This is a genomic window from Caballeronia sp. NCF2 (assembly GCF_023631205.1).
Taxonomy (GTDB): domain Bacteria; phylum Pseudomonadota; class Gammaproteobacteria; order Burkholderiales; family Burkholderiaceae; genus Caballeronia; species Caballeronia zhejiangensis.
In genome coordinates this window covers 478,467-493,675 of sequence record NZ_JALQDN010000064.1, presented here as the reverse complement: position 1 = coordinate 493,675, position 15,209 = coordinate 478,467, and the positions used below count along the sequence as shown (strand labels likewise).

The following is a 15,209-nucleotide window of genomic DNA, read 5'->3' as shown; positions in this document are numbered from 1 at the left end:
CCGCGCGATCGATGAATCGCGCGGCGCTTCATCACTTCTTCTTGCGTCCGCCCTTCTTCGCACCCGACGCTTCTTTCGCGACGGTCACAGTCGGCCCGTTCAACTCTTCCATCCACGAAAGCGCATCGACGTAGGCAAGAAATTGCTGGAGATAACCCGGCGATACTTCGCGCATCAGCGACAACGAACGATGCACGAGACTGCTCGAATTGAGCGGTCCTGCGTTTCGGGGCACCTGTGCGAGCGAATCGCGCAACTGCTTTTCCGCACTGACTTTCGACCATACCGCGCGAAAGTAATCGAGCAACTCCGCATGAGATGTTCCATGCATCGAAGATGCTTTGGCGATGTCAGCGATCAGCGTTGCCAGCGGACCGCGCACATCGGCATCGCTTATCGGTGCATCCGAAGATGCAGCACGTTCCATATCGCTTCGATACGCATCGAGCAATTGCGCGACACGTTCATCGAGCAGGCGACGCGCCTCGCCTTCATACGCGGCCGCGCGCTTGTCCAGCGCATCGATCAGATGGAAGCGCACGGGATTCGCGCGATCGTCGCCATTCGCGCGCCATGCTTCGAGTATCGCGCGTGCAGAGGCCACGTTACTCATGCGCCTTCACCGCGCCATCCGACGAACGCGGCACAGCTGAAATCTCCACGCGACGATTCTTCGCGCGCCCGCTTTCATCGGCATTGGAACTCACCGGCTGTTCCGAGCCGAACGCCGCCGCGAACACCGACGACGAAGGCACGCCCGCATCGATCAACGCGCGCATGACCGTCAGTGCGCGTTTCGCTGAAAGCTCCCAGTTGTCCGCGAATCGGCGGTTGCCTTCGTGGACTTGCTGATCGTCGGCGAAACCGCTCACCATGAGAATCTCTTCATGCGCACGCAGATACGTCGAAAGCGGCGCTGCGAGACTCTTCAGCACATCGCGGCCCTGCGGCTGCAATTGATCGGAATTGAGCGCGAAAAGCACGCTGCCGCTGATGCCGATGCGACCGTTCACGAGCGTCACGCGTCCCGATGCGAGCGGTCCCGCGAGCGCCTGTTCCAGCGTCTTGCGGCGCTGCGTCTCTTCCTGACGATGCTTCACCTCTTCGTCGAGCTTGTTCTCCAGCTGCAACTGCACGCCGATCACGCCGACGAGTATCAGCACGAACGCGCCCAGCAGCACCGACATCAGATCGGCGAACGCGGCCCAGATCGGCGCGGCGTGTTCCGCGCCGCCGTCGATTTCCTCGTTCATGCGGCGCGCGCTCCGGCCACGCGTTGCCCGGCGATATGCTGCAAGTCCTCGACGATCTGCTTCTGCGACATCATGCTCAGATCGATCACTTCCTTCGCCTGCGCAACGTAATACGCGAGCTGTTCATCGCTGCGCGCAAGCGATTTGTCGAGCGCGCTTTCGATGCGTTCGAGATGCGCGACGAGCTTGTCGTTCGATTCGCCGAAAGACTGCACGGCCGCGCCGAACGCATCCGAGAGGCTCGCCATTTCGACGGCGCTCGTCGTCACTTGCGCGGCCATCGAAACGAGTTTGCCGGCCTCGGCTTCGACCGTGCCGGTGAACTGCGCGCCGACGCGTTCGAGCAGCGTCGCCGATGTGTCGACGAGCGCATCGATCGCGGCGCGTTGCTCGTTCGATGCGAGGTTCACCGCGCCGAGCAATGTCTCGACGGTGGCGAGCAAGCGGCTGCGTTCATCGAGCATCGCGGTATCGCGGACCATCGAATCGGACAGCTTCTGACGCATTTCGGCGACGACTTCGGCGGCTGCCTTCGGTGCTTCCGATGCAGCCTGCACGAGCCGCTCGATCTCCGCGATGGTCGCGCTCGCGTGTGTCTGCGATTGCGCGGACATGTCGCGCGCGGTTTGCGCGAGGGCATCGCAGATGTCCTTCTGACGATTCGCCGCGACGTCGCTCGTTTGCTGCCATTGCTCGCGCAACGAGCCGGTCATCGAGTCGAGCGCGCTGCTCCATGTGGCGAGGCGCTCTTCCCCGCTTTGCGCGAGTTCGGCGCGTAAATCCGCATGCGAACGATCGACCGATTGCACGAGCGCCGCTGCATGTTGCTCGAAGCTGGCCGCCGCGGTCGTCAACGCGTTCTGGTTCTGCGCGGCTGCCTGCTCGCTCGCGCGCGCGTGCTGTGCGAGCGCATCGGTCCACGCTTGCGACATGTTGCCCGTCGCGGTTTCGAGGCGCGCGGACACATCGTCGATCAAGCCGGACGAACGCGTATCGAAAGTCTGTGCGAAGCGTTCCAGCGATGCATCCATGCGTGCGACGAGCGCATCGCGCGATTGGTCGTGCTTCGCAACCGACGACGCCAGCGCGCCCGACACGCGATCCATTTGCGCGGACACGCCATCGACGAGATGCGTCGAACGTTGCTCGAATGCTTGCGCGAAGCGATCGAGCGACGCGCTCATCTCGCCGACGAGCGTTGCGTTCGACTGCGCGTGCTTCGCGAGCGATGCGTTCCAGATGTCCGCGACCTTCGCCGACGATGCCTCGAAGCCGCTCGACAAGCCTTCCAGTTGACGCGCCACCGCCTGCTCGACATTGCCGTGCAACGCGGTGACTTCGCGCGCGATGCCGTCCATCGCCGCCTGCATGACGGGCTGCAACGCGGCGCTCGCGGCGCGCGCGCTATCGGCAACGCTTTGCTTCAACGACAGTTCGACCGATGTTGCGAGCCGCCGATACGACGTCTCCGCTTTCGCATGAAACGCATCCTGACTCGCGATCTGACGCTCGCTCGCGGCGAGGCTTTGCTGTTCGATTGCGATCGTCATCGACTGAAGACGATCGACGAGCTTCGGCATCAGTTCGGTCTGAAGCTGCAGCAGCTTGAACGTTTCGTCGCGTTGATGCGCCTGCGTGAAGACGCGAAGTGTCGTCGCGATCTTCACGTCGAGTTGCTGCGTGACATGAAGACGCTCGCGACGGCACAGCGCCGACAGCAGGCCGAGCATCGCGGATGTCGCGACACCCGCGATCGACGTGCCGAACGCGAAGCCCAGCCCCGTCACGGGCGCGGAAAGCGATGCGCGGATCGCCGTCAGATCGGATGCGCTTTGCAGCGCCGTGCCGGTGCCGCGCAAGGTCGCGACCATGCCGAGCAGCGTACCGAGCATGCCGAGCAACACGAGCAGACCGACGAGATACGGCGCGAGCACCGGACCGGGCAACGGCGCGCGCTCGCCTTCGACACGCAGACGCACCGCATTGCGCAGGCTCGGATCGAGGCTGTCGAGCCACACGGCGAGGCTGCGCGGCGCGGTCGAGAGTTGTGCGACGGCCTGTTCGAGCGAGCCGGTGATCTGTTGATAGCGGCGCAATTCCGCCGCGCCCGCGAGATAGCATGCGGCGATCACGAGCGTGACGGCGAACGCGATCGCATTCGACGTGACGTATGCAATGCCGATGCCGAGCACCGCGGCGAGGCCAATCGAAAATACAGCGATGTTCAAAAGATTTCGGGGCATAGCGAGCCAGTTAGCGGGGCCGAAGAGCCGCGAGCAAGCCTTCGATCGGTTGAAAACGAACATCCAGTTCGGCGAGCAGCACGCTCTGCAGATCCTTGCGAAACACGTCGAGCCATGCATTCGGCGCCGATGTCTCGACAGCGGCTTGAGCGCGCTTCAGACGCTCGAAATGCTTGCCGAGCAGCGCGGGCACGTTGCCGAGCAGACTGCGTTCGCGCGCGCTCAACGCCTGTTCCATCACGGCATCGACGACGGCGAGACGCGCCATGTCCGGCGATTTCGTCGCGAGCGTCGATCGCAGACGCGTGCGCAGCGCACCGATGTCGGATTCCATCGCTTGCTGCAAGGACACATAGCGCTGACGAAAGTCCGCGTAGTCGATGGGCGCATCGTCGGACGACGGCTTCACCGGCGTACGATTCCTGCGGCGCGCGGCCGCTTCCTCGCGTGCGAATGCGCCTGCGAGCGAATTGCGCACGCGCGCGCACTCTTCTTCCACCTCGCGCGCAACGGATCGCGCGCCCGACGCGGCGGGCGGATCGGATGCGAGCGCAGTGGACAGCGCAATCGCATCGGTCCAGCCGAGCCATTGGCTCAGGCGGTCCGCGAGCGATTGAGCGGGTTCGTGAACGTCGAGATCGGCAAAATGTGCCAGCAGGCGAACGAGCGCCGGGCCGCTGAATGCCGTGCGCTTCATGCCTTGCACAGGATCACCGGGGGCAAAAGGACACTATTTTACCTGCGCGGGCGAAATCGATGCCCCGTTTCGTGCGGAGCCGCGACAACGTCGAGGCAAATGCTGGCTCATGGCGCCTTCGCGGGCATGAACGCGAAAGGCTGCGTCGCGACGAAGCTGCCCGCCGTCTCGCCGGAGAAGACCTGTCCCGAATCGATCGTCAGCTTCATCACCGGCGCGCCTGGATTCAGGTTGAGCTTCTTGAGCGACACCCAGAACGTATCGGGCCGCGTCGCTGAATCGAAGTAATAGATCAGGTTCTGCTGATCCGAGACCGTGCGCCATATCGTCGACGACAGATTCGGCTGCTCCGGCGTGCTGATGCCGAGCGGCACGCTCACCGAACGCATGAGACTCATCACACTCGCGACGGCCTGGAACGCGTACGACTGCTGCGGCACGCCCGCCATGTAATTCGCATCGGCCTGCTTCGGAATCGCATCGAGCAGAAACGACGCGCGCACGAAGCGGTCCGCCGCGCGATTCGTGCCCGGCAAGAAGCCCATGCCGCCGACGCTTCTCCAGTAAGTATCGATAGCAAGCTGTTCATCGTAGATCGGCGAGTTGGTCATCACCTTGTACTTCTTGCCTTGATGAATGATGAGCTTGCCGTTGATGTACTCGAAGATCGCAGAGTCGCCGCGCGCATCGGAAAGAGAAAGATGGATCGTCAGCGGCTTGCCGTTGGGCAGGGGCGGCGCGATGATCTGGAACGGTTCGCGCGACATCACATACACGGCTTGCCCGACGGTCGCGAAGTTATCGAGCGCATATTGCGCCCACAGACTGATAGACATCGGATCGCGCTTCGGGTCGGGCTTGCCGTAATCGGTCTCCGCGAGATAGAGCGCATTGGCGACGAGCCCGCGCTCGTTCATGCCGTCCACCGTGCCAATTTCATAACCCGACACCACCACGCTGCCGTACTTCGATTTCCATTTGATCGAGCGCGGCCCCGCGTTGCCATCGCGTTCGATGCCCGCGGGCATCACCCAGAGATTGGAACGCATGTCCTCGGACCAGTCCATCGAACGGCCGGTGATAACGAGGCCCTTGTCGCCGACATAGAGCGTGCGCGTGCAGGCAAGCGCGAGCGACGTGGAGAGCAATGCCAGCGCGAAGAGGAAAGCGAACGTTCGAATCAGACGGGTCATGGCCGTGTTCCCTTTTCGTTGGTTCGTGAAGCCGCCTTCAGAAATATTGGATTCGCCCTGCTTTGTAAAGCGCACCGGTGGCAACAAGGGCGTCGTCTTTATGATTACCCGATGGTGACAATTACCTGAAGACATTCGATCGGCGCATGGGCTAAGGATTTATTTCCGATTCGTCCGTCTGCGAAGAGGAGATGTGAGGCGCCCGGCTATCATGGATGTCCGCCCATTTGTTCATTGCATGCGTTATGCAGAATGCCATCATCCCGCCGATCAGACGCCTGACGTCCGCCGACGCACAAGCGTTCCGCGATATTCGTCTCGAAGGCCTGCAGCGTTATCCAACGTCGTTCGGCGCTTCGTATGACGACGAGCGCATGCAGACGCCCGACTGGTTCGGCGCGCGCATCGCGGATCACGCGGTGTTCGGTGGCGACGGCCGCGATGGCATGTTAGCCGGGGTAGCCGGGCTGCTCGTGCCGACGGGCGCAAAGCTCCGGCACAAAGGCGTTCTCTGGGGCATGTACGTGCGCGAGAGTGCGCGCGGCACGGGACTTGCCGCTGCGCTCGTCGATGCCGTGCTTGCGTACGCGCGGGGCATCGTCGACGAAATCAAGCTCGAAGTCGCGCCGGAGAATCTCGCTGCAATGAGGCTGTATCGCGCGGCGGGATTCGTCGAATACGCGCGCGAGCCGCGTGCGCTGAAGATCGACGGCACGTATCACGATTCGGTCCTCATGACGCTCGACTTCGCGCGCGGTGCATAGCGCGTCGATCAGGAAATCACGAAGAAGGGAATCCCAGCGCAGTTGCCTTGGCGCGCAAGTCGGCGAAGCGCCCGCCGGGCGTCGGCGTCTGCGATGCGCCCTCCGCTGCTTTCGCCGTCCGCGACTTGTCGATGGTCTCGAGACCCGATCCTGTCGACGCCGTGTTCGAGCATTCGAGTCCGAACGGCCCTTGCGCCACCGTAATCGCGGGCGCATCGGTGCGTGGCGCATCGCTCAGATCGAGCGCGTAAGCCATGTTGAACGTGGTCGGATCGCTCGCGCGCACGCCCAGCGGATCGAGCCCGAAGCGCCAGGCAAGCAGTTGATGGATCGAACTCGGATCGAACGGATAGCGCGCCACGTTGTTCGCGCGCACGCGCGGTCCGAGCAATACGCATGGCACACGAAAACCCAAGCGGCCGTCGTTGCCGAGCTTCTGTTCCGCCTCCGACAGCGACTTGACCGGCGGCGCGACATGCTCGAAGAATCCGCCCCACTCGTCGTAGACGACGATCATGAGCGTCTTGCTCCAGTTCGGGCTCGTGCGCAGCGCTTCGTAGATTTGCGCGAGCAGGACCTGGCCGTTGCGGACATCGGCATGAGGATGATCGTCGTTGGACGTGCCGTTCGCCTCGCCGGCAAAGCTCGGATCGACCATGCAGAACGACGGCAGATTGCCGCCCGCCGCATCGGACAGGAAATCGGAAAAGAGCTTCGAGCGGCCGACGTAACGCGTGCCGTAAAGTGCCGTGAACGGCACGTCATGAAAGTAATACTTCGACGACACGTTCTTCGCATCGAGCCGGTCCCAGATCGTCGATAGCGACGATGTATCGAGCGTATCGCTCAAGCGATCAGTTTCGCCGCTATGCAGATAGACGCGGTTCGGAAACGTGTCGGCGAGAATGCCGCTCATGTAGTAATCGCAGACGGTGTATTGCGTCGCCGCCTGTCGATAGAACTCGAGATCGCTGCCGGTGAAGTAACCGATCGGCAGCAGATCGCCGCGCGTCTTGTTCGTATCCGGCGTGAGCAGGAAGCCGTTCATCGCGCCGTTCGCGAGATGCGTGCGGCCTGCGTCGTAGGCGTGATCGGGATCGGCAAACTGGCAGCCTTGATAACCAAACGCAGCGTTGGCGGACAGCGCGAATGTCGATTGCACCGTGCCGAACGCATCGGTGAACTGCTTGCCCGCCTGCACGCCCTCCGCGCCCGGCACCCAGCCGAGCATGTGATCGAAGGAGCGGTTTTCCATCGTCACGAGCACGATATGATCGATGCCCGAAGTCTCCGGCGCGGGCAACGCCGGACGCGGCAGATTCGCGCGATCGGACGGAATCGTGCCGATAGGACTCGTCGGCGTGACGGTGCCCGAGTCATCGTCGCTGCCGCCGCCACCGCAGGCCGACAGCATCGCCGTGCTGGCGAACGCGGCAAGCAGACGCCGGCGTACCGCGTCGGGTTCGTTGGAAGGCTTGTGTGCCATGACGGCGCTCCATGTGAGTGTTGTTATCGAACGCCGTTCTCGGAAACGCGGTTGCGCCTTGAACATCGAACGCGAACGGCTTGTGGGTGCCGGGTTGTAGCACGCCGCGTTCCCGGCACCCTTCACTCACATGGCGACGCTGCTATGCGCGCCCCACTACCGAACTGCTCGCGCCGTCCTTGACGGGTGCATCGAGCGAATACGCATCCACGCCATCGACACAGCCGAGGTTCACGCGCCATTCAGCAGGATTCGAACGCGTTTGATGGAACGTGTAAATTCCACAGCGCTTGCAAAAGTAATGCTTCGCGACCTGCGTGTTGAATTGATAAAGCGTGAGTTCGTCCTCGCCCGACAGGATGCGCAACTTCTCTTTGACAAAGGGCGGCGACATGACCGCGCCGCGCCTTCGGCAGAAACTGCAATTGCAGCGCGCGGCGGGTTCCGGCGAAGTTTCGACTTCGAAGGTGATCGCGCCGCAGTGACACGCGCCTTTCAGGGTCGTCGGGTTCATCGTGGATACGGCTCCTTTGCGGTTTTCGGTCAGGCCGCGTCCTCCACGTACTGCGCGAGTCCGCGTCCGAACGACCAGTCTTCGCGGCGATTCGGCGCGAGCGCGATCATCACGTCGTCGGGCCGCAGTCCGGGCGATGCCGCGAGCTTCGCCACCAGTGTCTTGTAGAACGCTTTCTTCGTCGCCGTGTCGCGCCAGTCGCTCGCGGTGATGTGGATGAACACGACGTCGTCGCTGCGTTCGACACCGAGATAACCGGGATCGTAAATGAAGTGGTCGCGCTCGTGTTCGTCGATCAATTGAAAGCGGTCGTCGGCGGGGACCTTGAACGCTTCGACGAGCGCTTCGTGCACGCCGTTCGAGATCGCGCGGATATGCTCGCGCGGCTTGCCTTTCATGAGCGATATTCTGACGAGCGGCATGATGAAACTCCTTCGAGATCGAGTTCGGGTGATCTCGACTCTACGCCGCACAACGCATGTTGAATATTGAATACTTTCGGAGCGACCGTTCGACTAAACGGGATCATCGCGCGCGCAGCGCGTCCACGATATTCATCCGCGACGCCCGCATCGCCGGCAGGAATCCGCCGACGAGTCCCATCGCGAGCGAGAACCCGAGTGTCTTTGCGATCACCGAAGGCGTCAGGATGAAGCGGAACGACAAGTCCGCGAAGGTCTGAAAATTGGTCGTGGAAAACGAAGCGAATTGCATCAGCGCGGCGCACGAAAGTCCGGCCACGCCGCCGACCAGCCCGAGCAACAACGCTTCGAGCAGGAACGCCCCGAGCACGTCGAAGCGCTTGAAGCCGAGCGCGCGCAACGTTCCGATCTCCGCGACACGATTGGCCACCGACGCGTACATCGTGATCATCGCCCCGATCATCGCCGCGATCGAAAAGATGATCGACAGCGTGAAGCCGAGGATATTGATGAACGTCGACAGCGCCTTCGACTGATCGCCGTAGAACACCTGTTCGCGCTTCGCTTCGTCGGCGAGGCGCGGGTCCACGTCGATATCGCCGCGAAAGCGCTCGAATGCATCGCTGCGGGCGAGCCGCACGACCATCGACGAATAACTCGTGCGCCGGAACGATTGCATCAACTGATCGACGTCGCCCCATATTTCCGAATCGAAGCCGCTGCCGCCCGCATCGAAATGGCCGACGACGGTCCAGTCGCGCTGCGCGAAACGCAGCGAGTCGCCGATGCGCGTGCCGCCGAACCCCTTCGCGATGCTGCTGCCCACGATGATCTCCGACGAGCCGCGCCTGAACATGCGCCCCGCCGTGAGCTTCACTTGCGGACGCAATTGCACGCCCATCGGCGAGACGCCGCGAATCACGACGTTGGCGGGCGTGTTGGTGCCGAGCTTGGTGAGCGAGATCAGCACGACGGTTTCCTTCGATGCGAGCGGCTCGCCGTCGCCGTTCATCGCGACCGACGGATGCATCTCCATCGCGTTCGCCTGATTGCGGTCGATCGCGCTTTGTATCTCCGTCTCCGCGCCCTTTCGGATCACGACGACGTTGTCCGCTTCGCCCGTCGATACGAGCGTTTTCTTCAGTCCCGCGTCGAGCATCAGCACGGTCGCGAACACGAACACCACGAGCGCGAGACCGCCTGCCGTCAGCATCGTCGTGAGACGGCGCGCCCAGAGATTGCGTGCGACGTAGGAAACGGGAATGGCCATCGCGCGTCCTCAGCCGATCGCCCGCAGGCCTTCGACGATGCGCACGCGGCTCGCCTGCACCGCCGGCACGATCGCCGCTGCCATCGCGACGGCGAACGCGCATGCCGCCTGCAGAAGCATCGTCTCGTGCGACACCATGAAGACCGGGAACACGCCGCCTGTGGCGTGCTTGAAGACTTCGGCCATCGGCGGCGTCGCCAGGATGCCGATGCCACCGCCGATCGCGCAGATTGCAATCGATTCGCCGAACACGAGCACCGATAGAAATGCGGAGCCGAAGCCGAGCGCCTTCAATGTCGCGTATTCGGTGATGCGCTCGCGCGCGCTCATTGCCATCGCGTTCGCCATCACCGCCATGATGATCAGGATCACTACATATGACACGACGCGTATCGCCGCGATGATCTGATTCGACATTGCGACGAAGCCGAGCTGAAACGCCTGCTCCGTTTCCGTCAGCGTTTCGGCGAGCGAGTTCTTGAAGACATTGTCGATCTTGCGCGACACGACAGCCGCTTCGTCCGGATCCTTGATGCCGACCACGTACACGCCGACCTGATCGACATTGCGCTTGGTCGTCTTGCGGATCGTCTCGTTCAGATAGTCGTAGTGAAAAATCAGTTGCCGCGTAATGGTCGATTCGTCGCGCCCTTCCATGATGCCGCGCACGACGAAGTCCCATGTTCCCGGATAGATCGTGCCCTTGAGCGGAATGACGTCGCCGACCTTGAAGCCGTATTGATCCGCGAGCTGTCGGCCGATGAGCGCGCCTTTGCGATCGCGTCGATAATCGGCGCGTTGCTGCTCGGGCACGATGAACTCGGGATAGAGATCGAGATAGTTGTCGGACACGGCGAACTGCGCGAAGAAGTTCTTCGGATCGCGATACACGCCGCCGAACCAGTTCGAGCGCGCAACGAGCGTCACGCCCTCGACGCCGCGTATGCGGTTCTCATAGGCGAGCGGCAACGGAAACACGAGCGAGATTGCATTGCGCGTGACGAGCCGCGCGTTCGATGCAGCCGCGGCGCCTGCATACCACGCATCGACGACGGTATGCAAAAGACCATATGCGAGCACCGCGATGGTCAGCCCGAGCACCGTCAGCGTGGTGCGCAGCTTGTGCCGCAGCGCGTTGCGCAGGATCAGCTTGAACACGAACATGATGGCTTAGCCCACGGTTCCATCGATCAGCTCGCCTTTCTCCAGATGCACGAGCGCCTTCGCCGCGCCGGCCGCGTGCGCGTCATGCGTCACCATGATGATGGTCTTGCCGAGCTTGTCGTTGAGACGTTGCAGCATCGCGAGGACATCGGCGGCGGAGCTGCGGTCGAGATCGCCGGTCGGTTCGTCGGCGACGATCAGCTTCGGGTCCGTGATCAGCGCACGCGCGATCGCGACGCGCTGCTGCTGCCCGCCCGACAGCTCCGACGGATAGTGACTCATGCGATCGGCCATGTTGACCATGTCGAGCACCATCGCGACGCGTTCCTTGCGCTCGTGGCGCGTGAGGCGCGTGAGCATCAGCGGCAACTCGACGTTCTCAAACGCGGACAGCACCGGCATCAGGTTATAGAACTGGAAGATGAAGCCGACGTTCGCCGCGCGCCAGTCGGCAAGCGCGGCTTCGGGCAGGCGCGTGATATCGAGTCCGCCGACGAGCAACTCGCCGCTATCGGGCCGGTCGATGCCCGCGATCAGGTTGAGCAGCGTGCTCTTGCCCGAACCCGACGGCCCCATCAACGCGACGAAATTGCCTTCCGCGATGGACAACGTGATGTCGGTGAGCACCGGCACGGTCTGCACACCGCGCCGATACGACTTCGCGACGTGGCTGATCTGAACGAGAGGCGTCGTGCTCACGTTATTTCTTCGCCAGCGTGACTTTGGCACCGTCCTTGATCTTGTCGCCGGGCGCGAGCACGAGCACGTCGCCGGGCTTCACGCCCTGCACGGCTAGCAGATCGCCGATGCGCTCGCCCGTCGTCACCGGCACTTCGCGCGCGGCGTCGTGATCGACCACGTAGACCACTTTCCTGCCATCGCGCGTGACGACCGCCGATGGCTGCACGGCGACAACCGCCTTCTTCTCCTCGGGCGGCACCGGCTTCGACAGGAACGCGACTTTCGCGGACATATCGGGCAGCACGCGCGAATCGCGTTCGACGAAACGCACTTTCACGAGCACGGTGGCTTTGGATCGATCGACCGTCGGCACGATGCGCGACACGCGGCCCGCAAAGCGCGCGTCGGGCAGCGCATCGAGTTGAATCTCGCACGGCTGATCGACAGCGATGCGCGCGATGTTCGACTCGGCGACATCGGCTTCGACTTCGAGCGTCTTCATGTCAGCGATGGTGACAACCGCGCCCTTGCTGTCCGACGCCGATGAGAACGGCGTGATGTTGTCGCCGACATTCGCGTGCTTCTCGATCACGACGCCGTCGAAGGGCGCGCGAATCACGGTTTGATCGACGGCTACTTGCGCTGCCTGCGCGTTGGCTTGCGCGGAGACGATCGCGGCTTCGTCGCTGTTGATCGACGCCTTGGCCTTGTCGAAGCGGGCGAGCGCGGCATCGTACTGTGTCGCCGGAATCGCGCCTTGCGGTGCGAGGATCTTGTAGCGCTTGAGATCGACTTCCGCGTTCTTCAGTTCGGCGCGCTGCAGCTCGAGATTCGCCCGCGCGACCTTGACCTGCGCCTGGGCCTGCGCGAGCGACGCAGCCACGTCATTGCTCTCCAGCCGCGCGATGATCTGCCCTTCCTTCACCGGCGTGCCTTCGAGCACGCCGAGCCATTCGACGCGCCCTTGTCCTTTCGATGCGACTGCGGCCTTGCGTTGCGGCACGACATAGCCCGTGGCGTTCAGAAGCGTATAGCTCTGCGACGGATACACCGACGTGACCGTGGCGGTTTCGACGGCCTGCGGGCCGGTGAGACGAAACGCCACGCCGATGAGCGCGAGCAGAATCGCAACGATGATGGCGTAACGAAGCCAGTTGCGCCGGCGCCGCGGCATCGCGGCAGACGGACCCCGGTCGATCTTGAGTTTTTCTAAGTTGTGTTCAGCCAATTTTGGACGTGCGCCGCGGAATGGGCCCGCGGATCGGCATGCGGTGAAAGGATGGTCAGTATAGCGCTGTCCTTTCAATCAGCTTCCCAAGGCCACCCGCTCCGGCTCGTCGGGCTCGAACCAATCGGGATTGCGTTCCGCGATCGGATGCAACGACACCAGAATCTCGCGCAGATGCGCGCGCATCGCTTCCTCGGCGCCATCGGGATCATGCGCCTTCAACGCGCTAACGATGCGCGCATGCTGCTTGATGAGCAGATCGAGCGGCGATACATCCGGCAAGCTCAGATAACGCACGCGATCCATCTGCGCCTTGATGTCCTGGATCGTGTCCCATGCAGCGACGCAGTCGATCGATTGCGCGATCTGCATGTGGAACTGTTCATCGAGTGCGAGAAAGGCAGTGGTGTCGTTCACTTTCGATGCGCTCTTCTGCTCGCGAAGATTCGCGGCGAGATCGTCGAGTTGCGAATCGGTGATGGCGACCGCGGCCTTGCGCGCGACCGCCGTTTCGATCGCCTCGCGAATGAAACGCCCTTCGCGCACCTGACGCGGCGAGATCTTTTTCACGAAGGTGCCGCGCTGAGGCAGCACTTGCAGCACGCCCGCCTCGACGAGCTTGATGAAGGTCTCGCGCACCGGCTGCCGCGAAACCTGGAACATCTCCGCGACTTCCTTTTCGGAAAGCGGCGTGCCGGGCACGAGTTGTCCCGCGAAGATAGCCTGACGCAGCGCCCGAAAAATCTGCTTGCCGATGGGCTCATGCGAGTCGTGCGATATCGCCGAAGTCAGATCGGGCAATTCGAACTTCTGCGATGCGAGCGGCCTGCGTACGCGCGCACGCCGCACTGCAGCCGAGCCATTCGACACGATACCGTCTTGCATGATTGAACCTGAACGCTAATGAGGAGAAAGCGAGCCACGTTCGCGCGCCTCGCTTCCCGATACTATCACGCAGCACTCGCCGCGCTTTCACGCTTCGCGCGCGCTTTCGGCTCGCGAATCCATACGAGCGAACACAGCGCGCCGAGCACGGCGATCGCGCCCGCCAGAACGAAGGCGCTGCCATACGCCCCGTGCGTCGCCTCGACGATGAAGCCCGTCACCGCCGGTCCGATCACGCCCGCGAGATTCGCGAGCAGATGCACGAAACCGCCCACGCCGCCGACGTTCTCGCGCCGCACCGTGTCCTGAATCACGGCCCAGTACACGGACCCGGTTACATAGAGGAAGAAGATCGTCACGGACATCAACGCCACCGCGCCCTGCGTGCTCTCCACACGCCCCGCGAACGCGACGCACAGCGCCGCCATGCCGAGGCACACGGTCAGCACGACGCGGCGCGACATGAGCGGCTTGCCTGTGATACGCAGAATCGCATCGGTGATGAAGCCGCCCGCCGCGAGCCCGATGCTGCCGAGCAGCCACGGAATCACCGTCGCAAAGCTCATGTCGCGCAGCGACATGTGATGCGCTTCGGTCAGATACGTCGGGAACCACGAGAGAAAGAAGAACAGCACGTAGTTGTATGCAAAAAACGCGAATGCCGTGGCGAGGATGATCGGCTGACGCAGATAAAAGCCGAGATTCGCCTGCTTGCCGTGCGTGCCGTGCTCCATCGACGCGGCGTCCTGCTGGCCCGCGACGATCAGATCGAGTTCGGCCTGCGTGACGCGCTTGTTCTGTTGCGGATGCTCGGTCGTCGAAAGCGCCCAAAGCACGAGCCACGCGAAGCCGATCATCATGATGATGACGAACGCCCAGCGCCAGCCGAACTGGATCGCCATGTAACCGACGACCGGGCCGGCGAGCGCGCCGCCCAGCGGCGTCCCCGAACTGATGACCCCGATCGCGCTCGCCACTTCACGACGCGGAAACCAGTTGTTCACCATCTTGCTGTTCGACGAGCTGAACGGTCCCTCTCCCATGCCGAAGAGCACGCGAAGCACGATCAGCGACACGAGACTGCTCGCCAGCGCAGTCGCACCGCAAAACAGCGACCAGATGCCCATTGCGCCGCCGAAGACTTTCTTCGCGCCGATCCTGTCCGACAGCACGCCGCCGACAAAATTGAATAATGCATACCCGATGAAAAAGCTGCTGAACACGATGCCCATCTGCGCATGCGTGAAATGCAGGTCTTTCTGGATGAGCGGAGCGGCGATGGAAAGCGCCGCGCGGTCGAGATAGTTGACGACGCCCGCGAGGAACAGCAGGCCGACGACGAACCACCGCTGACTTTTGATCATGTCGAGTCTCCGATGCACCGCTTCTTGTGGCCTTCCGGTCCGGCG

At 62.8% G+C, this 15,209-nt stretch carries 15 protein-coding genes; 1 reads left to right on the top strand and 14 read right to left on the bottom strand.

What is annotated here, in order from left to right; translation table 11 throughout:
* Positions 1-31 precede the first annotated feature (31 nt).
* The 5 genes from NCS02_RS25320 to NCS02_RS25300 all read right to left on the bottom strand — a co-directional run bounded on the left by NCS02_RS25320 (position 32) and on the right by NCS02_RS25300 (position 5,386).
* The gene (locus NCS02_RS25320) at positions 32-613 is read right to left on the bottom strand and encodes a DUF2894 domain-containing protein (protein WP_250436471.1); all 582 of its coding nucleotides are present in this window, start codon (positions 611-613) and stop codon (positions 32-34) included.
* Positions 606-1,253 carry an OmpA family protein gene (locus NCS02_RS25315; RefSeq protein ID WP_008347904.1) on the bottom strand — a complete coding sequence of 216 codons (648 nt, stop codon included), beginning with the start codon at positions 1,251-1,253 and terminating at the stop codon, positions 606-608. Before NCS02_RS25315 ends, NCS02_RS25320 begins: the two co-directional genes overlap by 8 nt.
* The gene (locus NCS02_RS25310; protein ID WP_250503620.1) at positions 1,250-3,496 is read right to left on the bottom strand and encodes a DUF802 domain-containing protein; all 2,247 of its coding nucleotides are present in this window, start codon (positions 3,494-3,496) and stop codon (positions 1,250-1,252) included. The genes NCS02_RS25315 and NCS02_RS25310 overlap by 4 nt, the downstream gene beginning before the upstream one ends.
* 10 nt (positions 3,497-3,506) lie before the next feature.
* Positions 3,507-4,193: a DUF3348 domain-containing protein gene (locus tag NCS02_RS25305; RefSeq protein WP_250436469.1), complete on the bottom strand. Its 687-nt coding sequence runs from the start codon at positions 4,191-4,193 to the stop codon at positions 3,507-3,509.
* A gap of 107 nt (positions 4,194-4,300) precedes the next feature.
* Positions 4,301-5,386, bottom strand: coding sequence for a linear amide C-N hydrolase (locus NCS02_RS25300; RefSeq protein ID WP_008347896.1), 1,086 nt, complete (start codon positions 5,384-5,386; stop codon positions 4,301-4,303).
* 245 nt (positions 5,387-5,631) lie between these two features.
* On the opposite strand from NCS02_RS25300, the gene NCS02_RS25295 reads away from it, so the two are divergent.
* Positions 5,632-6,150, top strand: coding sequence for a GNAT family N-acetyltransferase (locus NCS02_RS25295; RefSeq protein ID WP_250503619.1), 519 nt, complete (start codon positions 5,632-5,634; stop codon positions 6,148-6,150).
* Between the two features lie 16 nt (positions 6,151-6,166).
* Here NCS02_RS25295 and NCS02_RS25290 read toward each other — a convergent pair whose 3' ends face one another.
* The 9 genes from NCS02_RS25290 to NCS02_RS25250 all read right to left on the bottom strand — a co-directional run bounded on the left by NCS02_RS25290 (position 6,167) and on the right by NCS02_RS25250 (position 15,164).
* Positions 6,167-7,636 (bottom strand): alkaline phosphatase family protein, encoded by a 1,470-nt coding sequence (locus NCS02_RS25290; RefSeq protein WP_008347891.1) that lies wholly within the window; start codon positions 7,634-7,636, stop codon positions 6,167-6,169.
* Between the two features lie 142 nt (positions 7,637-7,778).
* Positions 7,779-8,150: a GFA family protein gene (locus tag NCS02_RS25285; RefSeq protein ID WP_008347889.1), complete on the bottom strand. Its 372-nt coding sequence runs from the start codon at positions 8,148-8,150 to the stop codon at positions 7,779-7,781.
* 29 nt (positions 8,151-8,179) lie between these two features.
* A complete protein-coding gene (locus tag NCS02_RS25280) occupies positions 8,180-8,572 on the bottom strand; it encodes a tautomerase family protein (protein ID WP_008347888.1) in 393 nt (130 codons plus the stop codon).
* A 103-nt stretch (positions 8,573-8,675) separates the two neighbouring features.
* The gene (locus tag NCS02_RS25275) at positions 8,676-9,842 is read right to left on the bottom strand and encodes an ABC transporter permease (protein WP_250436463.1); all 1,167 of its coding nucleotides are present in this window, start codon (positions 9,840-9,842) and stop codon (positions 8,676-8,678) included.
* A gap of 9 nt (positions 9,843-9,851) precedes the next feature.
* Positions 9,852-11,006: an ABC transporter permease gene (locus NCS02_RS25270; RefSeq protein ID WP_250520040.1), complete on the bottom strand. Its 1,155-nt coding sequence runs from the start codon at positions 11,004-11,006 to the stop codon at positions 9,852-9,854.
* 6 nt (positions 11,007-11,012) lie between these two features.
* Complete coding sequence (locus NCS02_RS25265; RefSeq protein ID WP_008347883.1) at positions 11,013-11,705, bottom strand: ABC transporter ATP-binding protein; 693 nt, start codon at positions 11,703-11,705, stop codon at positions 11,013-11,015.
* Position 11,706: 1 nt separating this feature from the next.
* Complete coding sequence (locus NCS02_RS25260) at positions 11,707-12,861, bottom strand: efflux RND transporter periplasmic adaptor subunit (RefSeq protein ID WP_239294906.1); 1,155 nt, start codon at positions 12,859-12,861, stop codon at positions 11,707-11,709.
* A 132-nt stretch (positions 12,862-12,993) separates the two neighbouring features.
* Positions 12,994-13,800, bottom strand: a complete 807-nt coding sequence (locus NCS02_RS25255) for a GntR family transcriptional regulator (RefSeq protein ID WP_008347879.1) — start codon at positions 13,798-13,800, stop codon at positions 12,994-12,996.
* 65 nt (positions 13,801-13,865) lie between these two features.
* Positions 13,866-15,164, bottom strand: coding sequence for an MFS transporter (locus NCS02_RS25250; protein WP_250503618.1), 1,299 nt, complete (start codon positions 15,162-15,164; stop codon positions 13,866-13,868).
* Positions 15,165-15,209 lie beyond the last annotated feature (45 nt).

Excerpts from the sequence above, each read along its gene's own strand:
- NCS02_RS25320 (WP_250436471.1), bottom strand. The coding sequence starts at position 613 with ATGAGTAACGTGGCCTCTGCACGCGCGATACTCGAAGCATGGCGCGCG.
- NCS02_RS25315 (WP_008347904.1), bottom strand. The coding sequence starts at position 1,253 with ATGAACGAGGAAATCGACGGCGGCGCGGAACACGCCGCGCCGATCTGG.
- NCS02_RS25310 (WP_250503620.1), bottom strand. The coding sequence starts at position 3,496 with ATGCCCCGAAATCTTTTGAACATCGCTGTATTTTCGATTGGCCTCGCC.
- NCS02_RS25305 (WP_250436469.1), bottom strand. The coding sequence starts at position 4,193 with ATGAAGCGCACGGCATTCAGCGGCCCGGCGCTCGTTCGCCTGCTGGCA.
- NCS02_RS25300 (WP_008347896.1), bottom strand. The coding sequence starts at position 5,386 with ATGACCCGTCTGATTCGAACGTTCGCTTTCCTCTTCGCGCTGGCATTG.
- NCS02_RS25295 (WP_250503619.1), top strand. The coding sequence starts at position 5,632 with ATGCAGAATGCCATCATCCCGCCGATCAGACGCCTGACGTCCGCCGAC.
- NCS02_RS25290 (WP_008347891.1), bottom strand. The coding sequence starts at position 7,636 with ATGGCACACAAGCCTTCCAACGAACCCGACGCGGTACGCCGGCGTCTG.
- NCS02_RS25285 (WP_008347889.1), bottom strand. The coding sequence starts at position 8,150 with ATGAACCCGACGACCCTGAAAGGCGCGTGTCACTGCGGCGCGATCACC.
- NCS02_RS25280 (WP_008347888.1), bottom strand. The coding sequence starts at position 8,572 with ATGCCGCTCGTCAGAATATCGCTCATGAAAGGCAAGCCGCGCGAGCAT.
- NCS02_RS25275 (WP_250436463.1), bottom strand. The coding sequence starts at position 9,842 with ATGGCCATTCCCGTTTCCTACGTCGCACGCAATCTCTGGGCGCGCCGT.
- NCS02_RS25270 (WP_250520040.1), bottom strand. The coding sequence starts at position 11,006 with ATGTTCGTGTTCAAGCTGATCCTGCGCAACGCGCTGCGGCACAAGCTG.
- NCS02_RS25260 (WP_239294906.1), bottom strand. The coding sequence starts at position 12,861 with ATGCCGCGGCGCCGGCGCAACTGGCTTCGTTACGCCATCATCGTTGCG.
- NCS02_RS25255 (WP_008347879.1), bottom strand. The coding sequence starts at position 13,800 with ATGCAAGACGGTATCGTGTCGAATGGCTCGGCTGCAGTGCGGCGTGCG.
- NCS02_RS25250 (WP_250503618.1), bottom strand. The coding sequence starts at position 15,164 with ATGATCAAAAGTCAGCGGTGGTTCGTCGTCGGCCTGCTGTTCCTCGCG.